Origin of the sequence: Allohahella sp. A8 (assembly GCF_047946665.1) — a bacterium.
Taxonomy (GTDB): Bacteria; Pseudomonadota; Gammaproteobacteria; order Pseudomonadales; family Oleiphilaceae; genus Allohahella.
The window spans coordinates 3,127,564-3,146,933 of the sequence record NZ_CP172312.1 but is presented as its reverse complement, the minus strand read 5'-3'; the positions used below and the strand labels follow the sequence as shown (position 1 = coordinate 3,146,933).

The window sequence follows — 19,370 nt, the reverse complement described above, 5'->3', positions numbered from 1 at the left end:
CTAACTTCGGCTTAAGCTAGCCGCTTGTATTTCACCCGCTCGGGCTTGATCGGGCCGCTTCCAAGGCCGTGACGCTTCTTGTAGTCCTCTTCATAATCGGAGTAGTTGCCAGAGAAGAACTCGACATGGGAGTCGCCTTCGAAAGCCATGATGTGAGTGGCGATTCGGTCGAGGAACCACCGATCGTGCGATATCACGACAGCACTGCCAGGAAAGGCCAGAATGGCTTCTTCCAGTGCTCGTAGCGTTTCGATATCGAGATCGTTCGTCGGTTCGTCAAGCAGCAGGACATTGCCCCCCTGCTTGACCAGCTTCGCCAGGAACAGACGGTTTCGCTCACCACCACTGAGGTCACCGACACGCTTTTGCTGATCGCCGCCCCGGAAGTTGAAGCGTGAGAGGTAGGAGCGTGACTGAGTCTTGTAATTGCCGACCACGATAAGATCCTGGCCTTCGCTGACCTCCTCCCACACGGTCTTGGAGTCGTCGAGCTCACGCATCTGACCGACGTAGCTCAACTGCACCGTATCGCCGAGTCTAACCTCACCCGAGTCAGGTTTTTCCTGACCTGTAATGATCTTGAACAGCGTCGACTTGCCTGCGCCGTTACCCCCGACCACGCCGACGATGCTGCCGGGCGGAATTTCAAAGCTGAGATCCTCGAACAGGACCTTGTCCTCGAAGCGCTTGCTGATGTTCTTCGCCTCGATCACGACGTCGCCCAGCCGAGGTCCTGGCGGGATATAGATCTCGTTAGTCTCGTTACGGCTCTGGAATTCCTGCGAGTTCAGATCCTCGAAACGTGAGAGGCGAGCCTTACTTTTGGCCTGCCGCCCCTTAGCCTGGGTCCGTACCCATTCCAGTTCTGACTTGATTGCTTTCTGTCTGGCAGCCTCGCCACGCTCTTCCTGCGCAAGACGTTGCTCCTTGGCTTCAAGCCACCCTGAATAATTGCCTTCGAATGGAATACCCTGGCCACGATCCAGCTCAAGGATCCAGCCGGCTACGTTGTCCAGAAAGTATCGATCGTGCGTTATGGCGACTACGGTGCCGGCGTATTCGTGCAGGAACTGCTCCAGCCAGGCCACACTTTCAGCGTCCAGGTGGTTAGTCGGTTCGTCGAGTAGCAGCATTTCAGGCTTGGCCAGCAGTAGCTTGCACAGCGCGACACGGCGACGTTCACCACCTGAGAGATTGCGAACCGGTGCATCCCATGGCGGCAATCGCAAGGCGTCGGCGGCAACCTCTAGTGTGCGTTCGAGGTTGTGCCCATCATTCGCCTGAACGATCGCTTCCAGCTTGGCCTGCTCAGCTGCAAGCGCGTCAAAATCGGCATCTTCGAGTGCATAGGCGGCATAGACCTCGTCCAGCCGGAGCAAAGCATCCCGCACTTCCTGGACGCCCGCTTCCACGTTTTCGCGGACGGTCTTGTCTTCCTCCAGCTGCGGCTCCTGGGGCAGGTAGCCGATGTTCAGGTCCGGCTGCGGCCGGGCTTCTCCCAGAATATCCTGGTCCAGGCCGGCCATGATACGCAGCAGGGTCGATTTACCTGAGCCGTTTAAACCGAGTACGCCAATCTTGGCGCCAGGAAAGAAGGAGAGTGATATGTTTTTGAGTATTTCCCGCTTCGGCGGCACGATCTTGCCGACGCGGTTCATGGTAAAGACGTACTGGGCCATTTGAGTGATTCCAGATGCTGCACGTGGGTTGAGAAGCTGCTCTGGGCGAGCTGTCTGGACTGTACTGCAAGCCGCGTCAAGTTACCAGAAGCCACAGTGCCGGTGGCGGCAGGGCGACAGGTAACATGAAGATAGGCGGGGAAAAACCAGTCTGGTATACTGCGCCGACCAATTTTCACTCAAATGGCGGTCCCAGCCCAGCGCGCTCCTCTTCGCGCAGTTGCCAGGCCCCCTCCTTATTTTCAATGGAGCCATGCCGTATGTTTTCCCGCAACACTAAACTTGCAGATTTCGATCCTGAGATCTGGCGCTGTATGCAACAGGAGTCAGCGCGTCAGGAAGCGCATATCGAGCTGATCGCCTCTGAAAACTATACCAGCCCGATGGTCATGGAAGCACAGGGTTCCGTGCTGACCAACAAGTACGCCGAAGGATATCCTGGCAAGCGCTACTATGGCGGCTGTGAGTATGTCGACGAAGCCGAAACGCTGGCGATCGATCGTGCCAAGCAGCTGTTTGGTGCCGATTATGCCAACGTACAGCCGCACTCCGGCTCCCAGGCGAATGCTGCCGTGTATATGGCGCTGATGCAGCCCGGCGAAACAGTGCTCGGTATGAGTCTTGCCCACGGCGGTCACCTGACGCATGGCGCCCAGGTCAGCTTCAGCGGCCGCATTTATAATGCCGTTCAGTACGGTTTGAGTGCCGAGACCGGTGAAATTGACTACGATCAGGTTCAGGCACTGGCGACAGAACATAAACCGCGAATGATCGTGGCGGGCTTCTCGGCCTATTCCAGAATTATCGACTGGCAGCGTTTCCGTGATATTGCCGACTCAGTGGGTGCATATCTTCTGGTCGACATGGCGCATATTGCAGGCCTGGTTGCAGCAGGTGTCTACCCCAGCCCGGTTCAGATTGCCGACGTCACCACAACCACCACGCATAAGACGCTGCGCGGTCCACGTGGCGGTCTCATCCTCGCGAAGGCAAATCCCGATCTCGAAAAGAAACTGAATTTTGCTGTCTTCCCTGAAAGTCAGGGTGGCCCGCTCATGCACGTCATTGCAGCAAAGGCCATCGCATTCAAGGAAGCCATGAGCGATGAGTTCCGCGCTTATCAGAAGCAAGTCGTCGAGAACGCCCGTGCCATGGCCAAAACCATGCAGTCGCGCGGCTACGACATCGTATCAGGCGGTACTGATGATCACCTGTTCCTGCTCGACCTCGTTGCAAAGGACATCACCGGTAAAGACGCTGATGCAGCACTCGGCCGCGCGAACATCACCGTCAACAAGAACGCTGTGCCGAACGATCCTCGTTCGCCATTCGTGACCAGCGGGCTGCGCATCGGAACACCTGCACTCACCACACGTGGCATGAAAGAGCGTGAAGCCGCTTTGGTCGCTGGCTGGATCTGCGATGTGCTCGATGATATCAGCAATGAATCGGTCATCGACAAGGTGAGAGAGCAGGTCGTCGCCCTCTGCAACGACTTCCCGGTCTATACCGACTGAAATCTACCATGGTCTTCTGCATGCGGAAGGCCTGGCTGAGGAGCTGCTTAGATGCACTGTCCATTTTGTGCAGCAAACGATACCCGCGTCATTGACTCAAGATTGGTGTCCGGTGGCGGTCAGGTGCGACGTCGGCGAGAGTGTCTCTCCTGCAACGAACGCTTTACCACCTTCGAGATCGCCGAACTGGTGTTGCCACGGGTGGTCAAGCAGGATCTGACCAGTGAGCCGTTCGATGAACGCAAGCTGCGTAGCGGCTTGCAGCGGGCGCTTGAAAAGCGACCGGTCGGACAGGAGGCCATAGAGGCGGCAATCGATCGCATCAAGTCGCTCCTGCGTGCTACTGGTGAGCGCGAAGTGCCGTCGAGGATCATCGGAGAGGCTGTCATGAACGAGCTTCGCCAGCTCGACAAGGTCGCCTATGTTCGATTTGCCTCGGTCTATCGCAGCTTTGAAGATGTCGAAGAATTTCGTCGGGAGATCGAGAGTCTATCCGACGATGCATTGACCGCAGACAAGCATCCCGGTCTGGTAGAGATAGCCCGATCCAAAGCACAGGATGGTTCTCATTCTGACAAAGCCTGAAAACGCCATGAGCGCTGATGAAGTGTTCATGCGCGCGGCCATGAAAGCGGCGCTCAGAGGCCGGTTTACAACCAGTCCCAATCCGAGAGTTGGTTGTGTCCTCGTGCGCGATGGCGAAATCGTCAGTACTGGTTGGCATATGCGCCGCGGCGGACCTCATGCAGAGTTGGCGGCCCTCAACCAGGCAAAAGCGCAGGGCATCAGTCTTGCAGGCGCAACCTGCTACGTGACCCTCGAGCCTTGTTCGCACTTCGGAACGACGCCGCCCTGCGCGAATGCACTGATCGACGCAGGTATCGGTCGTGTCGTGGCCGCCTGCGAGGACCCCAATCCGCTGGTCTCGGGGCAGGGTTTCGAGCGTCTGCGAGCAGCAGGCATCGAGGTGACGACAGGCGTTCTGGCGAACGAGGCCAGAGCGCTCAATCCGGGATTTTTTAGTCGAATGGAGCGCAACAGGCCTTTCGTCAGGGTCAAGATAGCTGCCAGTCTCGACGGCAGAACGGCGTTATCGAATGGTCTGAGCAAATGGATCACACAGCCCGCCGCGAGAGAGGATGTTCATCGTCTTCGTGCGCTGAGTTCGGCAGTGTTGACAGGAGCGGGTACTGTGCGGGCCGACGATCCCCAGCTGACTGTGCGTTCGGCCCATGTGTCACAAGAGAGTGAGGGTCTGGTAAGGCAGCCGCTTCGGGTGCTGCTGGCAGGCAAGCAGCCGGTGCCCGTGGACGCGCAGATACTGCAGCAGACAGATGCAAGCACGCTCGTCGTCAGTTCTGAAGACTCTGAACTGACGTCAATGGCAATAGGCGGCGCGGCGCTCATGTCGTGTCCCGGACGCGATGGGCGGGTCGATCTCTCGCAGTTGCTGCAGAAACTCGCTGCGGACTACAGCTGTAATGAAGTGCTCGTCGAAGCCGGGGCCACGTTGGCATCGCAGTTCCTGGTAGAAGGGCTCTGCGACGAGTTATGGTGGTACACCGGAGCCGTTTTGCTCGGCGCTGATGCCAGGGCGGCTATCGGTCCGCTCGGCCTTCTGGACATGGCCGCTGTCGAACGGCTCGGCATGCGCGCGTTGACCCGACTCGGCGGCGACACTCGCACTATTTTGAGCGATAGCTCGGCCTCGGCAACGGCCGGGGCCACGAATGGTTCGCAGACCGACCTCTATCACTGGACAACAGAAGACTGAATGATGGCTTTAAATACGATAGAAGAACTCGTTACTGATATCCGTGCCGGCCGCATGGTCATTCTCATGGATGACGAGGACCGGGAAAATGAAGGTGATCTGATCATGGCCGCCGAACTGGTAAGGTCTGAAGACATCAACTTTATGGCCAAGCACGCCCGTGGCCTGATCTGTCTTCCGCTGACGCGAGAGCGGGCAGAGCAGCTCGATCTGCCACTGATGGTGCAAATAAACAAGGAGCAGCACAAGACCAAGTTCACCGTCTCGATTGACGGCGCCACCGGCATCACCACCGGTATTTCGGCAGCGGACAGGGCACGAACAATACAGTTGGCGGCTGGGCGCAATGCGCGGCCGGAAGATCTCGTTCAGCCGGGTCATATCTTTCCCCTCGTGGCGCAGCCAGGCGGCGTTTTAAGTAGAGCTGGTCACACTGAAGCAGGCTGCGATCTCGCACGCCTCGCTGGTCTGGAGCCAGCTGCCGTGATTGTGGAAATCATGAACGAAGACGGCACCATGGCCAGGCGTCCGGAGCTCGAGAAATTTGCTGAAGTCCACGGCCTCAAGATCGGGACCATAGCCGACCTCATTCATTATCGAACGCTGAATGAACAGACCGTCCAGCGGGTCGATGAGCGGGAAATCGAAACCCGTTACGGCACCTTCAGGCTCGTCACCTACAAAGACTCCATCAATGGCGCCACGCACCTTGCCATGGTCGCTGGCGCGCCAGTGCCGGAAGAGCCAACGCTGGTCCGCGTGCATTTTGCCGATGTATTCCGGGATTTGCTCGGGGCGGTCAAGCCTGGCTCCCAGAGTTGGCCAATTGGCAGTGCGCTGGAGCAGGTCTCATCCACTGGCAAAGGCGTTGTCGTTCTACTGGATACCGAACACGGTGAAGACAACGTTGTGAAACGGCTGGATGATTTCTTCTCGGCACCTCGCGTCGACAAGAAGACGCCAGGGCAGTCCGGTGCCTATTTGACGATCGGCACCGGCTCACAGATACTGCGCGACCTGAATATTGGCAAGATGATCGTCATGAGTGCGGAGATGAAGTTCTCCGCACTGTCCGGCTTCGACCTTGAAGTCGTTGATTATCTGCCCTTCAATCCTGAAACCGCTTCCTGATAATCTGAAACTGGAGATCTATATGACCGTGCGTACTCTGGAAGGCTCTCTGATCGTTGCCCCGGAGGCTCGTTTCGTCATCGTTGCCGGGCGCTTCAACCATTTCGTAGTCGATAGCCTCGTGCAGGGTGCTATTGATACACTGCGCCGCCACGGCGTGGCCGAGGAAGCCATTACAGTCGTCAAGGTGCCTGGCGCCTATGAAATGCCTCTGGTCGTCAAGTCGATCGCTGAGCATCAGAAGCCCGATGCCATCATCGCGCTCGGCGCTGTAATTCGAGGCGGCACACCTCACTTCGACTTTGTCGCAGGCGAATGTAGTAGTGGCCTTGCACGTATAGCGCTGGATTCTGGTATTCCTGTTGCCTTCGGCGTTCTGACCGTAGATAGCATTGAACAGGCCATCGAGCGAAGTGGCACCAAGGCTGGAAATAAGGGTGAAGAGGCGACCTTATCCGCTCTGGAGATGGTTTCACTATTGCCGATGACGAGGGAAGCCAATTAGTGAAAGCCGGCAAGACCAGCAAGCTTCGTCAGGAAGCCAGACGCCTGCTCCTGCAGGCGCTTTATCAGCGCATACTTTCCAATGATCCTGTCTCGGCCATTGAAAGCCAGTTTATGGCGGACAATGATCTCAAGAGCTTCGACACGGTCTATTTTCATGATGTCTTTATCGGTATCAGTCAGAACGCAAAGGCGATTGATGAAGCGTTCGAGCCGCTGTTGGATCGACGGCTTCAGGATGTCGATCCGATCGAACTGTCAGTTCTAAGGCTCGCCTGCTACGAGCTGAAGTTTCGTCTTGATGTACCGTACAAAGTGGTCATAAACGAGGCCATCGACCTCGCCAAGAGCTTCGGTGGTACTGACGGTCACAAGTATGTCAACGGCGTGGTCGATAAGCTGGCGGCTCGTCTCCGCGGTGAAGAAGTCCGGGCGCAGCGGAGCTGATGAACGAGTTCGAGCTCATCGAACAGTATTTCCTCTCCAACAAGACAAATCGACAGCGGGCAGCCCGCATTACGGCCGTAGGTAACGGTGATGATTGCACCGTCCTTGCGCACCTCGAAGGCCGCCTTGCCATCAGTACTGACACCGTTGTTCATGGACGGCACGTTCCGACCAGTTCACCCGCAGCCTGGCTGGCCTCCCGTGGGCTGGGCAGCAGCGTGAGCGATCTGGTGGCCATGGGGGCGAGGCCGCTGGGTTTTACGTTGGCCTTGACCATGCCGCATGTATCGCAAGGTTGGCTGAAAGGTTTTTCAGATGCACTCTTTCGTGCAGCCGATCTGTATGATTGTGCATTGCTTGGGGGAGATGTGACGCGGGGACCTTTGACGGCTTCCTTTACCGTTTTCGGCGAGCTACCTGCAGCCGGGCGTCTGTTGACGCGAGATTCTGCGCAATGTGGAGACCGAATCTGGGTAAGCGGGGCGCTTGGCGCAGCAGGGGGTGCGCTAGCGCTTTTCGATCGTAAACTCAGCCCACACGATTCGGATTACCGTTCGCGTCTGCAGCTGATTTCAGCTTATGCCTCACCGAATCTACCGATCGATCTGGGACTGCAACTTCAATCTGACGCACAGGTGCACTCGGCGATCGATATTTCAGATGGTTTGCTTGCAGACCTCGCTCACATCGCTAAAGCCAGTCGCGTCGATATTCACCTGGATTCCAAGGCGGTTCCTGTCGCGCCAGCGCTTTTCGACATCTACTCACCTGATCAGGCTCTGCTCTACGCATTGAGCGGAGGCGATGATTACCAACTAGGCTTCACCGCAGCATCTGGTTGGACAATCGGGGACGGCAGCGCCACGCCCATCGGAGAAGCCGTTGACGGTCAGGGTCGTGTATTCGTGGATGGGCGCCCCGTCGGGGAATGGTTCGACGCCCTGAGCAGCAGGTTGCCAGCTGGCGTTCCTTTGTCCGAGGGCTATCAGCACTTCGGGTAGTGCGGACTACAGCAGTTCAGTCGTAGCCGCTTGTGCAACCTGCCAATGCTTCATCAGTAGACGCGGTGAGCTCGCATCGCGTTGCCAATCTGGCCGCCGGAAGGCAGGAGCTGGGCAACTTTGAGAAACCGACGAAGCCCTTCCGCAGCACGCTCCTTATTGGCATAAGGCCCGCTATCAAATCCTTCACGAGTCGAGAAGTACCACTTTTCACTGACCGAGAAAAACCGGTCAGTCCGGAAAGGCACAACACCGCCCTCTCCATTCCTGTTATCCATGGCCATGAGACTGTTCTCCATCAAGCCAGTTTGCGCATATTAGCTGCTCCTGCAGACCTTGCACACCCCGTATGTACTGCTGCTCGAGCAGTTCGGCTACACACGGTACTCAGCCTTTAAAGAGTTAAGCCACCAATTGAGAATTCTGCATTTTCGTATCAAGATCCAGCGGCTAAACAAAGCTGTTCACAGCCAGAACATTTTATTATTGTAACGACTTGCGTCTTGTTATTGAGAAGTGTACAGCTTTTGTTCTATTAGTGTAGAAGACATTTATCGGCATCGCTAAATTTGTGATCCACAACACCTGGCGTCTGGCGATAGTGCACAAAAGCTGCGATGGTAGGTCTGCATTACTGCCCTGAGCTACCCCTAAGGTTCAGGTCATTCGAAAATTCACATCCACGAGAGGTTTTCTGCTTGTCATACCGTCCAGTAATCCTGCGCACCCTGCTCATCATGGTTTTGGCGAGCCTGATCGTCGCCTGTTCGGCATCATCCCGTGTAGTCAGAGTCTATGATGGCGGCAGCCGGGACGAGTCGCAGGTGGCGCGGATTGAAAGCCCCGCCACTATCAAGATGCTAAGCATCGATGGTCAGCAACAGAAAACCTATCTTACCGACAGCATCAGCATGACCTATGAGTTGCTGCCCGGTGAGCACACCATCGTGTACCAATACAATTCGATCTGGTCAGTGCCACGAGGCGTAGAGCGTGAGGATTTCGCCGAAGATACTGCCAAGGTGCAGAACGTTGACTCCGTGCCGATCGAAGCGGTCATTGATCTTGAGCCAGGTGGCCGCTACAAAATTACCCACCGCGAGGCAAAGAATATCCGTGATGCGCAGACTATGGCCGCCAAGTTCTCTGCTGAAATTGTCAGCGAGTCCGGAGAACAGGTCGCGCAGCGTAGTCGCATGATGGCGGCTGACACGGTCGCGACCTCAGATTCAACGGCGGTAGCGCCAGGGGAGACAGTTGGTGCTGGTTCGTCTGCGGCTCCCTTACCGGTTCCGGTACCTGTAAGCTCAGGCGCTACAGTAGATGCGCCCGCGGTAGCCGCCAACGCCAAGACGGGGGCAGCAGCTTCGGCGTCCGGCTCAGAGAGTGCGGATGGTGTCAGCCGGCTGGAGGGGTTAAAGGTGCTTTGGGGTAAAGCGAGCAAGGAAGACAAGAAAGAATTTTTGCGATGGGCTTTCCAATGAGCGCGGAAGGATTTACCCACTTAGTCTTTTGAACACCAAAGCAAAGCGAACGCCTAGCGTTCGCTGTCGCGCGCCTGCTTTCCAGTGGGCGCCACGTCCGCTGCAGCTGTATCTGCAGTTTCGGCTTTTGCCTGTCGCTGTTTCTTCACCAAAGCCTCCGCCAGCGAATTTCTCGCAAGTCCCTGGAATATCCGTTTCAGATCCCCGATCAGCCCAGCCAATCCTCCAGCAGGAACCGGCTGATTGTCTTCGGGCCTGTCCGGCGCCGCTTCAAGGGCGATCCCCGCTGAGAGCGACTCATCCAGGGTAGCTATTGCCGATTCGAAGAGTGTAGATAACTCCCCGAGCGGCGGCATGAGATCCTGGCAGTAATGCAGGGTAAAGTTCATCTTGCCGTTGTAACTGATCACAACGACCGCCAGGCCTAGATTGTTATATAGCGGCGTCAGCCCCAGCTTGTCGGGTACAGGGAAATCGCCAAAATAAAGCGGTGACGCTGGCCCTGGGATATTCGTAATGGGTAGGTTGAATAAGGGCTTATGCTGTTGGGCGAGCTGAAACTCGCCATAAACTCTGGCTGCCAGCCCCAGCATCGCCGATGGCGCAGTAGTTCTGAGTCTCGAGGCTGAAATGGCCTGCTGGTAGATCTTCGAAGCGAGTGCATTGTTGTGAATGGCTTCCAGGCGACCTGCCGGTACGGTCTGTTCAAGGCTTAGATCGATAAGCATCGCCGTCAGCTCGGATCCCACCGGGGTATTGATGCGGGTGCTGCGCACCGATACTGGCTCTAGTGCGATCAGAGAGTTCTGTCGACGGCGCTCTGCAGCGCCGTTCTCAGTCACGGAGTTGTTATCAGTGTCCGGTGAGTCTCCCTGTTTCTGCCAGAGTTCGATCACCAGGGAGATCAGCGTGAGGATCACGTCGTTGAGCGTAGCTTTCGGGGAGAGCGCCTTCAGGTTTTGAAGTCGCTGCAAATCGCATTGAAAATTGCTCGCGGTTCGCGCGCTACTCACGGGATTGTTGAAGGTGGCCGGTCGAGACCGCAAGAGCCTGCCGGGAAAAGGCAGCTTTTCGAGTCGTTCCATCAGGAGTTGATAAAACAGTGATGCTGCACTGTCCTTCACACGACCGACCAAACGAAACGGTACCTGAAGCAGACTCATGGGCGATCGACCAAGCATTTCCAGGGTCCCAGGAACCGGTTCAGGGTTGAAGGGCCGTGGCTCTATGGACCGCTGTTCATCAGGCGCAAAATCAAGTAGCCAGTCGAGGACCTGTTCGCCTGAGGAATCCTCTATGAGTACTTCATGAATAATGACAAGAATGGCGGCGCTCAGTTCAGGCTTGTCCTTCAGGCGCAGGCCGTCGAAGAATACAACCTGCCAGAGTGGCCGGTCACGCGGCAGTGGTCGTGCCGCCAACTCGGCGCTCAGGTTCAAAAGACCATTAACAGAGCGCACGCCAGATTGATCATGGTGTGTCACATGACGCTGGATGGAAAACTGCTCGTCGTCGATCCAGTATGCCTGCTCCGGCTGCATAGGTGCCTGAACCAAGCGTTGCCGCCCGTGTGCAGTTGCCGGCACCCGTTCATTCAGGACTTCGAGTACGTGCGCCAGCGTAATGGTTTCGCCGCTCGCGCTGGGGCCGATGAGATTGAGACTGGCGATCTGGCAGGGCGCCTCCTCAGTCTCTCGGAAAAGGATATCGATATTGGCTTCGTCGAGCGGCTGCATCGTTCAGTCTGCCATCGGACGCGATATGACGTCAGGCATCTCGACTCACCGCAAGATGGCACAGGCTGCGCAAGGCCCTGCGCGCTGCCGAGTCCGCCAGACCTTCAAGGCGTGCTTCAGCGGCGTCGGCGTAGTTTTGTGCCAATGTCCGAACATGATCGAGAGCGGCTGTGTCATTCACAATCCGCATGACCTCGCTCATGTCTTCAACACCGCCGCTACGAATTGCCTTGCGGATGATTTGAACGTCATCCGGTGGAGCGCGTCGCATGGCCTCGATGAGCGGCAAGGTAACCTTGCCCTCGGCTAGGTCGTCGCCAACGTTCTTGCCAATCTTCTCCGCGTCGCCGGCGTAGTCGAGCACATCGTCGATGAGCTGGAAGGCCATACCAAGGTCGCTACCGAAATCCCGCAGTTCTGACTGCATCGCAGCGCTTGCACCAGCCAGCACTGCCGCAGCCTGTGCGGCAGCCTGGAACAGCATCGCTGTCTTGGCATGAATGACGCGACGGTAGTCGGCTTCGGACAGATTGGGGTTGCGGACATTGGTAAGTTGTAATACCTCGCCTTCTGCAATGACGTTGGTCGCGCCAGCCAGAATGGCCATGACTTCGAGATTACCCAGGGTGACCATGAGTTCGAAAGATCTGGAGTAGAGAAAGTCACCGACCAATACGCTGGACGCGTTGTTCCAGCGTGCGTTCGCCGTTGCCCGGCCGCGGCGCATGCCAGAATCATCGACCACATCATCGTGGAGCAAAGTTGCCGTATGCAGGAACTCTATGACTGTAGCCAGGCCGACCCGTTGGGGAAAGCGTTCACCACCTACGCTGAAGTCATCCGATTCTGTTCGTCGAGCAGCCGCAGATGTTGCTTGCAGGGCACGGGATATGAGGAGCACAAGCAGCGGTCGCATGCGCTTGCCGCCAGACTCGACAATGTACTTGCCAATGGTCTCGACAAGCGGGACCCGGGAATGAAGCTGATTGAGGATGAGTGCGTTGGCGCGCTCGAAATCTGCTTCGACTGGAGCGAATATGTCGCTCACCATATTGATCATGACTCGTCTCACCGCGCTATGTGAACTTGGGTGGACAGGTGTCTGATCAGAGGACTTCCTGTCGCCTTACCAGTCCATTCTGCAAAAATGCCTTAATGAATAGGCCGCCGGTGCTGGTCTTCTCGGGCTACCTGGCCCAGGAATGCAGAGGCGGCCCGTCTGCTGACGTCGCATGATCGTGCTGACACCGGCTCCATGCTAGGTAGACAGCCATTTGGTGTCAAGCAGGGTGTGCTGGTCACACTCACTATTGCCTCGTGATGGCAGCTCTTGTATAATCCGCGCCCTCTGCGAGTCCCCTCTGCTACAGAGCGCCAGCAGGCGTTCATGGAAGCAGGATCATAAAAGGCACCGAGTGCGCGATAGCCGGTGCAGATGCAAAGCGGGCGGTACAGACGAGAACGTCACTGCGTTTCAGTGGCGTAGTAAGGCAGGCTACAGCTTATCTCGGCTATAGCGGTTATAAGTAAGATAGTCGCCTGCAGTACATCAAATCAGCAAGTCCAGGCTCTCGCGACGCTGTGTCGCGGAGATGGTCAGTCCAGGAAACATATTATGTACGCTGTAATAGAAAGCGGTGGCAAGCAGCACAGAGTCGTTGAAGGCGAAACTCTGAAGCTCGAGAAAATTGAAGTCGCTACTGGCGAGTCGCTCAACTTCGAGCGCGTGCTCATGATCGGTGGTGCAAACATTCAGATCGGTGAGCCTACCGTGCCAGGTGCGGTGGTCACTGCGGAAGTGATTTCCCACGGTCGTCACAAGAAAGTGACCATCATCAAGTTCCGTCGTCGTAAGCACAGCATGAAGCGTGCTGGCCACCGTCAGTGGTATACCGAAGTCAAGATCACCGGCATTTCTGCCTGATCACCTGAACCCATTTGAAGGAGTTTTGTCATGGCACATAAAAAAGCCGCCGGTAGTACCAGAAATGGTCGTGATTCGGAATCCAAGCGTCTTGGCGTCAAGAAGTTTGGTGGTGAGCTGGTGAAGGCCGGTAACATCCTTGTTCGTCAGCGCGGTACCGAGTACCACCCTGGTGAAAACGTGGGCTGTGGCCGTGACCACACCCTGTTCGCGACCTCTGATGGTCACGTGCATTTTGCAGTCAAGGGTCCACTCCAGCGTCGTACCGTCAGCATTCTGGCTGTAGAAGCCTGATTTGACTGAGGTCGGCGGTAGCGTCGACCTTTCGAAGCTAAAAAGCTTTGCTATTATGGTGAAGCTTTTTTTTTGCCTCCGATTCTGTCGTATCATGGTTTTGGAAGTTATTTTTCAGTTGAGCGGATTCCAGCGAAATGCGATTTGTAGATGAAGCCGAAATTCAGGTCATTGCAGGCAAGGGTGGTAATGGCTGCCTGAGCTTCCGGCGTGAAAAGTACGTGCCCCGCGGTGGGCCAGATGGTGGGGATGGCGGTGATGGTGGGTCGGTGCTCCTGCAAGCCGATGAGTCCATCAATACCCTGATCGATTTCCGCTACACCCGGCGATACTCAGCGGAGAGCGGGGAGGATGGCCGCGGTGCCAACTGTACCGGTCAGAAGGGCGCAGACCTCATTATCCCCGTGCCGGTAGGTACAACCGTCATTGATGCGGATACCGACGATCTGGTTGGGGATCTGGTGGAAGTGGGGCAGGTGCTCAAGGTGGCGCAAGGCGGTTTTCATGGTCTTGGCAACACCCGCTATAAATCGAGCAAAAACCAGGCGCCCCGGCAAACCAAGCCTGGTCAACCGGGGGAGATCCGCTCCCTGCGGCTGGAGCTGAAGCTGCTGGCCGACGTTGGTCTGCTCGGACTGCCTAATGCCGGGAAATCTACGCTGATTCGTTCAGTCTCTGCAGCCCGCCCGAAAGTGGCGGACTATCCGTTTACCACTCTCGTGCCAAACCTGGGTGTTGTGCGAACGCAGCAGCACAAGAGCTTTGTCATGGCGGATATTCCTGGCTTGATTGAGGGTGCAGCGGACGGGGCCGGGCTTGGTATCCGCTTCCTTAAGCATCTGGTGCGAACACGTCTTCTGTTGCACCTCGTCGATCTTCAGCCGCCCGATGGCTCTGATCCGATAGACGCCTTCCGACAGATCGAAGGCGAACTGCAGCGTTTCAGTCCAGCGCTTGCCAGCAAGCCGCGATGGCTCGTGCTCAACAAGTTTGACCTGGTTTCCGGTGGCGAAGAAAGTGAGTTTGAATCGCGTAGCAAGGCGCTCATCGATGATGTTCGCAGCAAGCTTGACTGGAGTGGTCCGGTCTATGTGATCTCCGCAGTTTCGGGTCTGGGGACTCAGCGGTTGTGCCAGGATATTCAGAACTGGCTGGGTGAAATCGAAGCCGCTGTTGGTGAAGATGAAGCCTTTGCTGCCGAGCTCGAAGCGGCACAGCTGCGTCTGGATGCCGAGCTCCGCGAGCGTATAGCCCTGCTGGCGGGGCAGCGCAAAATTCAGCGCGCGGCCGCCAGAGAGGGAATGACCGTAGAGGAGTATATCGAGCGTCACCAGTATGAAGACCTCGGGGGCGATGACGATGATGACGACGAGGATGGTGTGGAAGTTGAGTATGCACCCTGATTCATCGGCAGCAGCGAGATATTCGTCAGAGCAGTCACGGACGGCGCGTGAAGGGCTGAAAAGCGCTCAGCGTGTCGTGGTGAAGATTGGCAGTGCGCTGTTGACGCGCGATGGGGCTGGGCTCGATCGCGAAGCACTGGCGCCCTGGGTTGACCAGATGAACGCCTTGGGACGCTCGGTCGTGGTAGTGTCCTCTGGTTCGGTGGCGGAAGGCATGCTGCGCCTGGGTTGGAAGAGTCGCCCGCAGCAGCTCCATGAGCTACAGGCGGCAGCAGCGATAGGGCAGATGGGTCTGGCGCAAGCTTGGGAAACCGAATTCAAGCGACATAACCGACTCACTGCTCAGGTGCTGCTCACTCACGATGATCTGAGTAATCGACGCCGCTACCTGAATGCGAGAACAACCCTCAGAACGCTGACCCGTCTCGGTGTTACACCTGTCATCAATGAAAATGACACAACCGCAACAGACGAAATCCGTTTCGGCGATAATGACCGCCTGGCAGCTTTAGTCGCCAATCTCGTCGAAGCCGATCTGTTGATCATACTGACGGATCAGCTTGGGATGTTTACCGACAACCCCAATACGAATCCGGATGCCTCTCTTGTCTCCTTTACTCATGCCTCTGATCTCGATCTGGATGCTATGGTAACCGGGCCAGGAGGGCTATTGGGTCGTGGCGGCATGCAGACCAAACTGGCTGCTGCGCGTCTCGCGGCCCGTTCCGGTACATCGACCGTCATTGCCAGCGGACGCGTCGATCGTGTGCTGGAGCGCGTCCTTGCAGGCGAAGATATCGGCTCATTGCTGGTTTCCGATAAGGAGCGTCTACTTGCTCGAAAACAGTGGCTTGCCGGTCATCTGCAAACGAGAGGTCGCCTCACGCTCGACGCCGGCGCTGTCAGGGTGCTGGTGGAGCAGGGTAGAAGTCTGTTGGCCGTAGGGGTGACCCGGGTGCAGGGCACGTTCGATAGTGGTGATATGGTGCTGTGCTGCAACGAACAGGGCGCCGAAATTGCCAGAGGCCTCATCAACTATTCGTCGGCAGAAGCGGCGAAGATTGCTGGTCATAGCAGTGCCAGAATAGCGGATCTTCTCGGATACACTTACGCGCCCGAGCTCATCCACAGAGACAACCTCGTGCTTACGGACATTTCCTCTCAGACGCTCTAGTTGCTGGTGGCAATAACCAGGCGCTAAGGCGTCGTGTTTCGCTGCATCGGACCCGAATTCAAGAAACGAAAAAAGGCGCTCGAGGCGCCTCTTTTCAAATCTTGCCGATCAAGCCTTATCTAGGTCGGTTGACCCATCGAGGCTGGTTGATCAGGCCGCGTTCATAGCCTTGATACGCGCATTCAGTCTGCTCTTGGTGCGGGCAGCCTTGTTCTTGGTGTAAATGCCCTTGTTGACCATTGAGTCAATGATAGGTGCTGCATGCTTCAGGGCGGCGGCTGCCTGTTCCTGGTTGCCTGCTTCAATATGATTGATCACTTTCTTGGTCTGGGTTCTGACCATTGAGCGGATGCTCATGTTGTGTGCGCGACGCTTGACCTGCTGGCGAGCGCGTTTTTTGGCTGATGCGATATTCGCCACGGTAAACACTCCTTTAAGGATTCTTCCGGAACAGGCAAGAGCAGCTCTACGAGTCGCTTGAATACCTGTAAAAATGACGCGGAATGATGATGCTTTGAAACGCTGATGTCAATATTTAACCGTAAAGATTTTGCTTGTATTGATCTCACAATACATTAGCATCACCCGCCTGACACAGCGTGTTCAACAGCCCGGAGGTGGCCCATTCAAACCACGCAGGAAACACCGCCCGATCTGCCTGACCCCAAGCCCGTGAAACGTCCACCATCTCTGCTGCGCTCAAGTGGTGTAGTTGGTGCCATGACCATGATATCACGAGTGCTTGGCCTGATCCGGGATATGGTGATCGCCAACCTGTTTGGTGCTAGCGCTGGTGCCGACGCGTTTTTCGTGGCCTTCAAAATTCCCAACTTCATGCGTCGGCTTTTCGCCGAAGGTGCGTTCTCTCAGGCCTTCATACCGGTGCTGAGTGAATACAAGACGCGCTATTCGCTCGCGGAAGTCAGAGCGCTGGTGAGTCGTGTAGGCGGTACGCTGGGACTCGTTTTGCTGGTCGTAACCCTGGTAGGTGTGGCTGGCGCCGATGTTCTGGCGTTTCTGTTCGCGCCAGGTTTTTCCGAAGACGCTGAGAAGCTGGCGTTGACGACCGACCTGCTGCGCCTGACCTTCCCATATCTCATTCTGATTTCAATGACAGCTTTTGCGGGCTCCGTGCTCAACAACTACGGCTATTTTGCGATACCGGCTATCACACCGGTTCTGCTGAACCTGAGCCTGATCATGTCGGCATATTTCCTCAGTGCCAATATGGACGAGCCAATAGCGGCTCTGGCCTGGGGCGTCCTCATCGCGGGTGTGGCGCAGTTGCTCTTCCAGCTACCGTTTCTCCACCGGATAGGGCTGCTGCCGATGCCCGTCCTCGATACGCGGCATGAGGGGGTAAGGCGAATAGGCAGGCTCATGCTCCCTGCGCTCTTTGGCGTGAGTGTCAGCCAAATCAATCTCTTGCTCGACACTGTGCTCGCGTCGTTCCTCGAAACTGGTAGCGTCTCATGGCTCTATTATTCGGATCGACTCACCGAACTGCCGCTCGGTGTGTTCGGCATAGCAGTTGCGACCGTCATATTGCCCACGCTTTCCAGCCGGCATGCCAGTAACTCAACGGCCGAGTTCTCGCGCACGCTCGACTGGGGGGTTCGAATGGTGCTCATCATCGCCATGCCGGCCACGCTGGCGCTTACCTGGCTCGCAGAGCCGTTGATAGCAACGCTATTTCAGCATGGTGCACTGACTGACTACGATGTTATGCAGTCCTCCAGGAGTTTGCAGGCGTATGCGGTAGGCTTGCCATTCTTCATGTTGATCAAGGTGCTGGCCCCAGGATTTTTTTCGCGGCAGGATACACGGACCCCCGTAAAAATCGGCATCATTGCCATGGCTGCGAACATGGTGATGAATCTCGCGCTTATCGTGCCGCTCGCGCATGTGGGGCTTGCAGCAGCAACCAGCATCTCGGGTGCGCTGAACGCTGGGCTACTGTGGTACACCCTGCACAAGCAGGGTGTGTACCATCGTCAGCAAGGCTGGGGACTCTTCTTTGGGAAGCTCTTCGTAGCCATGACCGGCCTGGCAGTTCTGCTCTTGCTCGCCACACCCGACGATGCGTTCTGGTACAGTGCGAGCTGGTATGAAAAGGGTGGGTGGATGCTTGCGCTAGCTGGCGGCGGTGTCGGCATCTATTTCGCCTTGCTGTATCTGCTGGGCTTTCGACTGAGTCAGTATTTGCACAGCCAGTGAGCGGAAGCTGGCTTCACACTGCCTGGCTATCTTATAATCTGGCGTTTTGCCGGATTCGCTTGCCTGCATTTTATTCGATACGCTATCCGATGAGCTCTGAATGATCCTGATCCGAGATACTACCAGTGATCTGGCGCGCCGTCTGACGGCCCATGGAAGCGTCGCCACGATAGGCAATTTTGACGGTGTTCATCTCGGTCATCAGGCCCTGATTGAGCGAGTTATTGATCGCGCCAAGGCTTATCCGGGTGCGGCGCGGGTGGCTATTGTCTTCGAGCCGCAGCCGAAAGAATTCTTCCAGGGACCGCGGGCGCCCGGCCGGATTATGGATCTGCGGGAAAAGTTCAATGCGATGCAGGGCTATGAGCTGGACTGTCTCTATTGCCTGCCGTTCAACCGATCGCTGCAGCAGCGATCTGCGAATGATTTCGTGGGTAATGTTCTCGTCAAGGGCCTGGGCTTGAGGTATCTGGTCATCGGCGATGACTTTCGTTACGGCAGTGACCGTGCTGGCAGCTTTTCACACCTGGCTGCTTACGGCCAGCGGCAGCTTTATGCTGATGGCAGTGGCTTTGGCGTCGAAGCCAGTGAGACGATCACAGTAGGCGGTCAGCGCGTGTCCAGCACGAGAATAAGGTCGCTATTTGTGCAGGGTGATCTCGACGCGGCAGAGAAACTGCTGGGGCGGCCGTATCGAAAGCTGGGGCGGGTTAGTTTCGGTCGTCAGCTGGGGCGTACGATAGGCGCACCGACGGCCAACGTCGTGCTACAAAAGCGACCAGCGCTTACAGGCGTATTCTGCACAAGAGTTCGGCTGGCCGGGTCCACGAGCTGGCTCTCCGCCGTCGCGAATATCGGTAGTCGACCAACTGTGGACAAGATTCGTAGCGATGGCAGCCAGCATTACTTTCTGGAAGTCCACCTGCTGGACTGGAGCGGAGATCTCTACGGGCAGATGATCGAAGTGGAATTCCGGAAGAAATTACGAAGTGAAACTGCCTTCGAGAGTATTGAACAACTGAAACAGCAGATCGCGCTGGACATAGCCAGCGCGAAAGCATACTGGAAGCAGGTGGCCAATTGAT

General features: G+C 56.6%; 19 protein-coding genes. 14 read left to right on the top strand and 5 right to left on the bottom strand.

The features are described 5' to 3' along the window. Nucleotides 1–11: 11 nt before the first annotated feature. Nucleotides 12–1,679: an energy-dependent translational throttle protein EttA gene (ettA, locus tag ACH3PB_RS14110; RefSeq protein ID WP_416395881.1), complete on the bottom strand. Its 1,668-nt coding sequence runs from the start codon at nt 1,677–1,679 to the stop codon at nt 12–14. A 260-nt stretch (nt 1,680–1,939) separates the two neighbouring features. Here ettA and glyA point away from each other — a divergent pair, with 260 nt between their 5' ends. Genes glyA through thiL form a run of 7 tightly spaced genes read left to right on the top strand, consistent with a single transcriptional unit; the run spans nt 1,940 to nt 8,053 of the window. Further along, entirely contained in the window at nt 1,940–3,196 is a 1,257-nt protein-coding gene (gene glyA / locus ACH3PB_RS14105) for a serine hydroxymethyltransferase (RefSeq protein WP_416395879.1), read from the top strand. A gap of 51 nt (nt 3,197–3,247) precedes the next feature. Continuing rightward, on the top strand, nt 3,248–3,781 hold the full coding sequence (gene nrdR, locus ACH3PB_RS14100; RefSeq protein ID WP_416395878.1) for a transcriptional regulator NrdR: 534 nt from the start codon (nt 3,248–3,250) through the stop codon (nt 3,779–3,781). A gap of 7 nt (nt 3,782–3,788) precedes the next feature. Further along, complete coding sequence (gene ribD, locus ACH3PB_RS14095) at nt 3,789–4,970, top strand: bifunctional diaminohydroxyphosphoribosylaminopyrimidine deaminase/5-amino-6-(5-phosphoribosylamino)uracil reductase RibD (RefSeq protein ID WP_416395876.1); 1,182 nt, start codon at nt 3,789–3,791, stop codon at nt 4,968–4,970. Between the two features lie 3 nt (nt 4,971–4,973). Then, the gene (gene ribBA / locus ACH3PB_RS14090) at nt 4,974–6,101 is read left to right on the top strand and encodes a bifunctional 3,4-dihydroxy-2-butanone-4-phosphate synthase/GTP cyclohydrolase II (RefSeq protein ID WP_416399463.1); all 1,128 of its coding nucleotides are present in this window, start codon (nt 4,974–4,976) and stop codon (nt 6,099–6,101) included. A 22-nt stretch (nt 6,102–6,123) separates the two neighbouring features. Further along, nucleotides 6,124–6,606, top strand: a complete 483-nt coding sequence (ribE, locus tag ACH3PB_RS14085; RefSeq protein WP_416395874.1) for a 6,7-dimethyl-8-ribityllumazine synthase — start codon at nt 6,124–6,126, stop codon at nt 6,604–6,606. Then, a complete protein-coding gene (nusB, locus tag ACH3PB_RS14080) occupies nt 6,606–7,052 on the top strand; it encodes a transcription antitermination factor NusB (RefSeq protein WP_416395872.1) in 447 nt (148 codons plus the stop codon). Before ribE ends, nusB begins: the two co-directional genes overlap by 1 nt. Then, nucleotides 7,052–8,053, top strand: coding sequence for a thiamine-phosphate kinase (thiL, locus tag ACH3PB_RS14075; protein ID WP_416395871.1), 1,002 nt, complete (start codon nt 7,052–7,054; stop codon nt 8,051–8,053). The genes nusB and thiL overlap by 1 nt, the downstream gene beginning before the upstream one ends. Nucleotides 8,054–8,106: 53 nt before the next feature. Here the strand turns inward: thiL and ACH3PB_RS14070 are convergent, their stop codons facing one another. Next, a complete protein-coding gene (locus ACH3PB_RS14070; protein ID WP_416395869.1) occupies nt 8,107–8,337 on the bottom strand; it encodes a DUF6316 family protein in 231 nt (76 codons plus the stop codon). Nucleotides 8,338–8,751: 414 nt separating this feature from the next. Here ACH3PB_RS14070 and ACH3PB_RS14065 point away from each other — a divergent pair, with 414 nt between their 5' ends. After that, complete coding sequence (locus ACH3PB_RS14065) at nt 8,752–9,537, top strand: DUF2057 family protein (RefSeq protein ID WP_416395867.1); 786 nt, start codon at nt 8,752–8,754, stop codon at nt 9,535–9,537. 53 nt (nt 9,538–9,590) lie between these two features. Here ACH3PB_RS14065 and ACH3PB_RS14060 read toward each other — a convergent pair whose 3' ends face one another. After that, entirely contained in the window at nt 9,591–11,273 is a 1,683-nt protein-coding gene (locus ACH3PB_RS14060) for a wax ester/triacylglycerol synthase domain-containing protein (RefSeq protein ID WP_416395865.1), read from the bottom strand. A gap of 31 nt (nt 11,274–11,304) precedes the next feature. Beyond that, nucleotides 11,305–12,333: a polyprenyl synthetase family protein gene (locus ACH3PB_RS14055; RefSeq protein WP_416395863.1), complete on the bottom strand. Its 1,029-nt coding sequence runs from the start codon at nt 12,331–12,333 to the stop codon at nt 11,305–11,307. A 555-nt stretch (nt 12,334–12,888) separates the two neighbouring features. Between ACH3PB_RS14055 and rplU the strand changes: the two genes are divergently transcribed. From rplU to proB, 4 genes are all read left to right on the top strand, one after another. Then, nucleotides 12,889–13,197 carry a 50S ribosomal protein L21 gene (gene rplU / locus ACH3PB_RS14050; protein WP_344807948.1) on the top strand — a complete coding sequence of 103 codons (309 nt, stop codon included), beginning with the start codon at nt 12,889–12,891 and terminating at the stop codon, nt 13,195–13,197. Between the two features lie 30 nt (nt 13,198–13,227). Continuing rightward, complete coding sequence (rpmA, locus tag ACH3PB_RS14045) at nt 13,228–13,491, top strand: 50S ribosomal protein L27 (RefSeq protein ID WP_416395861.1); 264 nt, start codon at nt 13,228–13,230, stop codon at nt 13,489–13,491. 137 nt (nt 13,492–13,628) lie between these two features. Then, nucleotides 13,629–14,894 carry an Obg family GTPase CgtA gene (gene cgtA, locus ACH3PB_RS14040; RefSeq protein WP_416395859.1) on the top strand — a complete coding sequence of 422 codons (1,266 nt, stop codon included), beginning with the start codon at nt 13,629–13,631 and terminating at the stop codon, nt 14,892–14,894. Then, complete coding sequence (gene proB, locus ACH3PB_RS14035) at nt 14,884–16,068, top strand: glutamate 5-kinase (RefSeq protein WP_416395857.1); 1,185 nt, start codon at nt 14,884–14,886, stop codon at nt 16,066–16,068. The genes cgtA and proB overlap by 11 nt, the downstream gene beginning before the upstream one ends. 150 nt (nt 16,069–16,218) lie before the next feature. Here the strand turns inward: proB and rpsT are convergent, their stop codons facing one another. Next, a complete protein-coding gene (gene rpsT, locus ACH3PB_RS14030) occupies nt 16,219–16,488 on the bottom strand; it encodes a 30S ribosomal protein S20 (RefSeq protein WP_416395856.1) in 270 nt (89 codons plus the stop codon). 300 nt (nt 16,489–16,788) lie between these two features. Between rpsT and murJ the strand changes: the two genes are divergently transcribed. Together murJ and ribF are read left to right on the top strand one after the other, a co-directional pair. Further along, nucleotides 16,789–18,285, top strand: coding sequence for a murein biosynthesis integral membrane protein MurJ (murJ, locus tag ACH3PB_RS14025; RefSeq protein ID WP_416395854.1), 1,497 nt, complete (start codon nt 16,789–16,791; stop codon nt 18,283–18,285). Between the two features lie 100 nt (nt 18,286–18,385). After that, entirely contained in the window at nt 18,386–19,369 is a 984-nt protein-coding gene (gene ribF / locus ACH3PB_RS14020) for a bifunctional riboflavin kinase/FAD synthetase (RefSeq protein ID WP_416395853.1), read from the top strand. Nucleotide 19,370 lies beyond the last annotated feature (1 nt).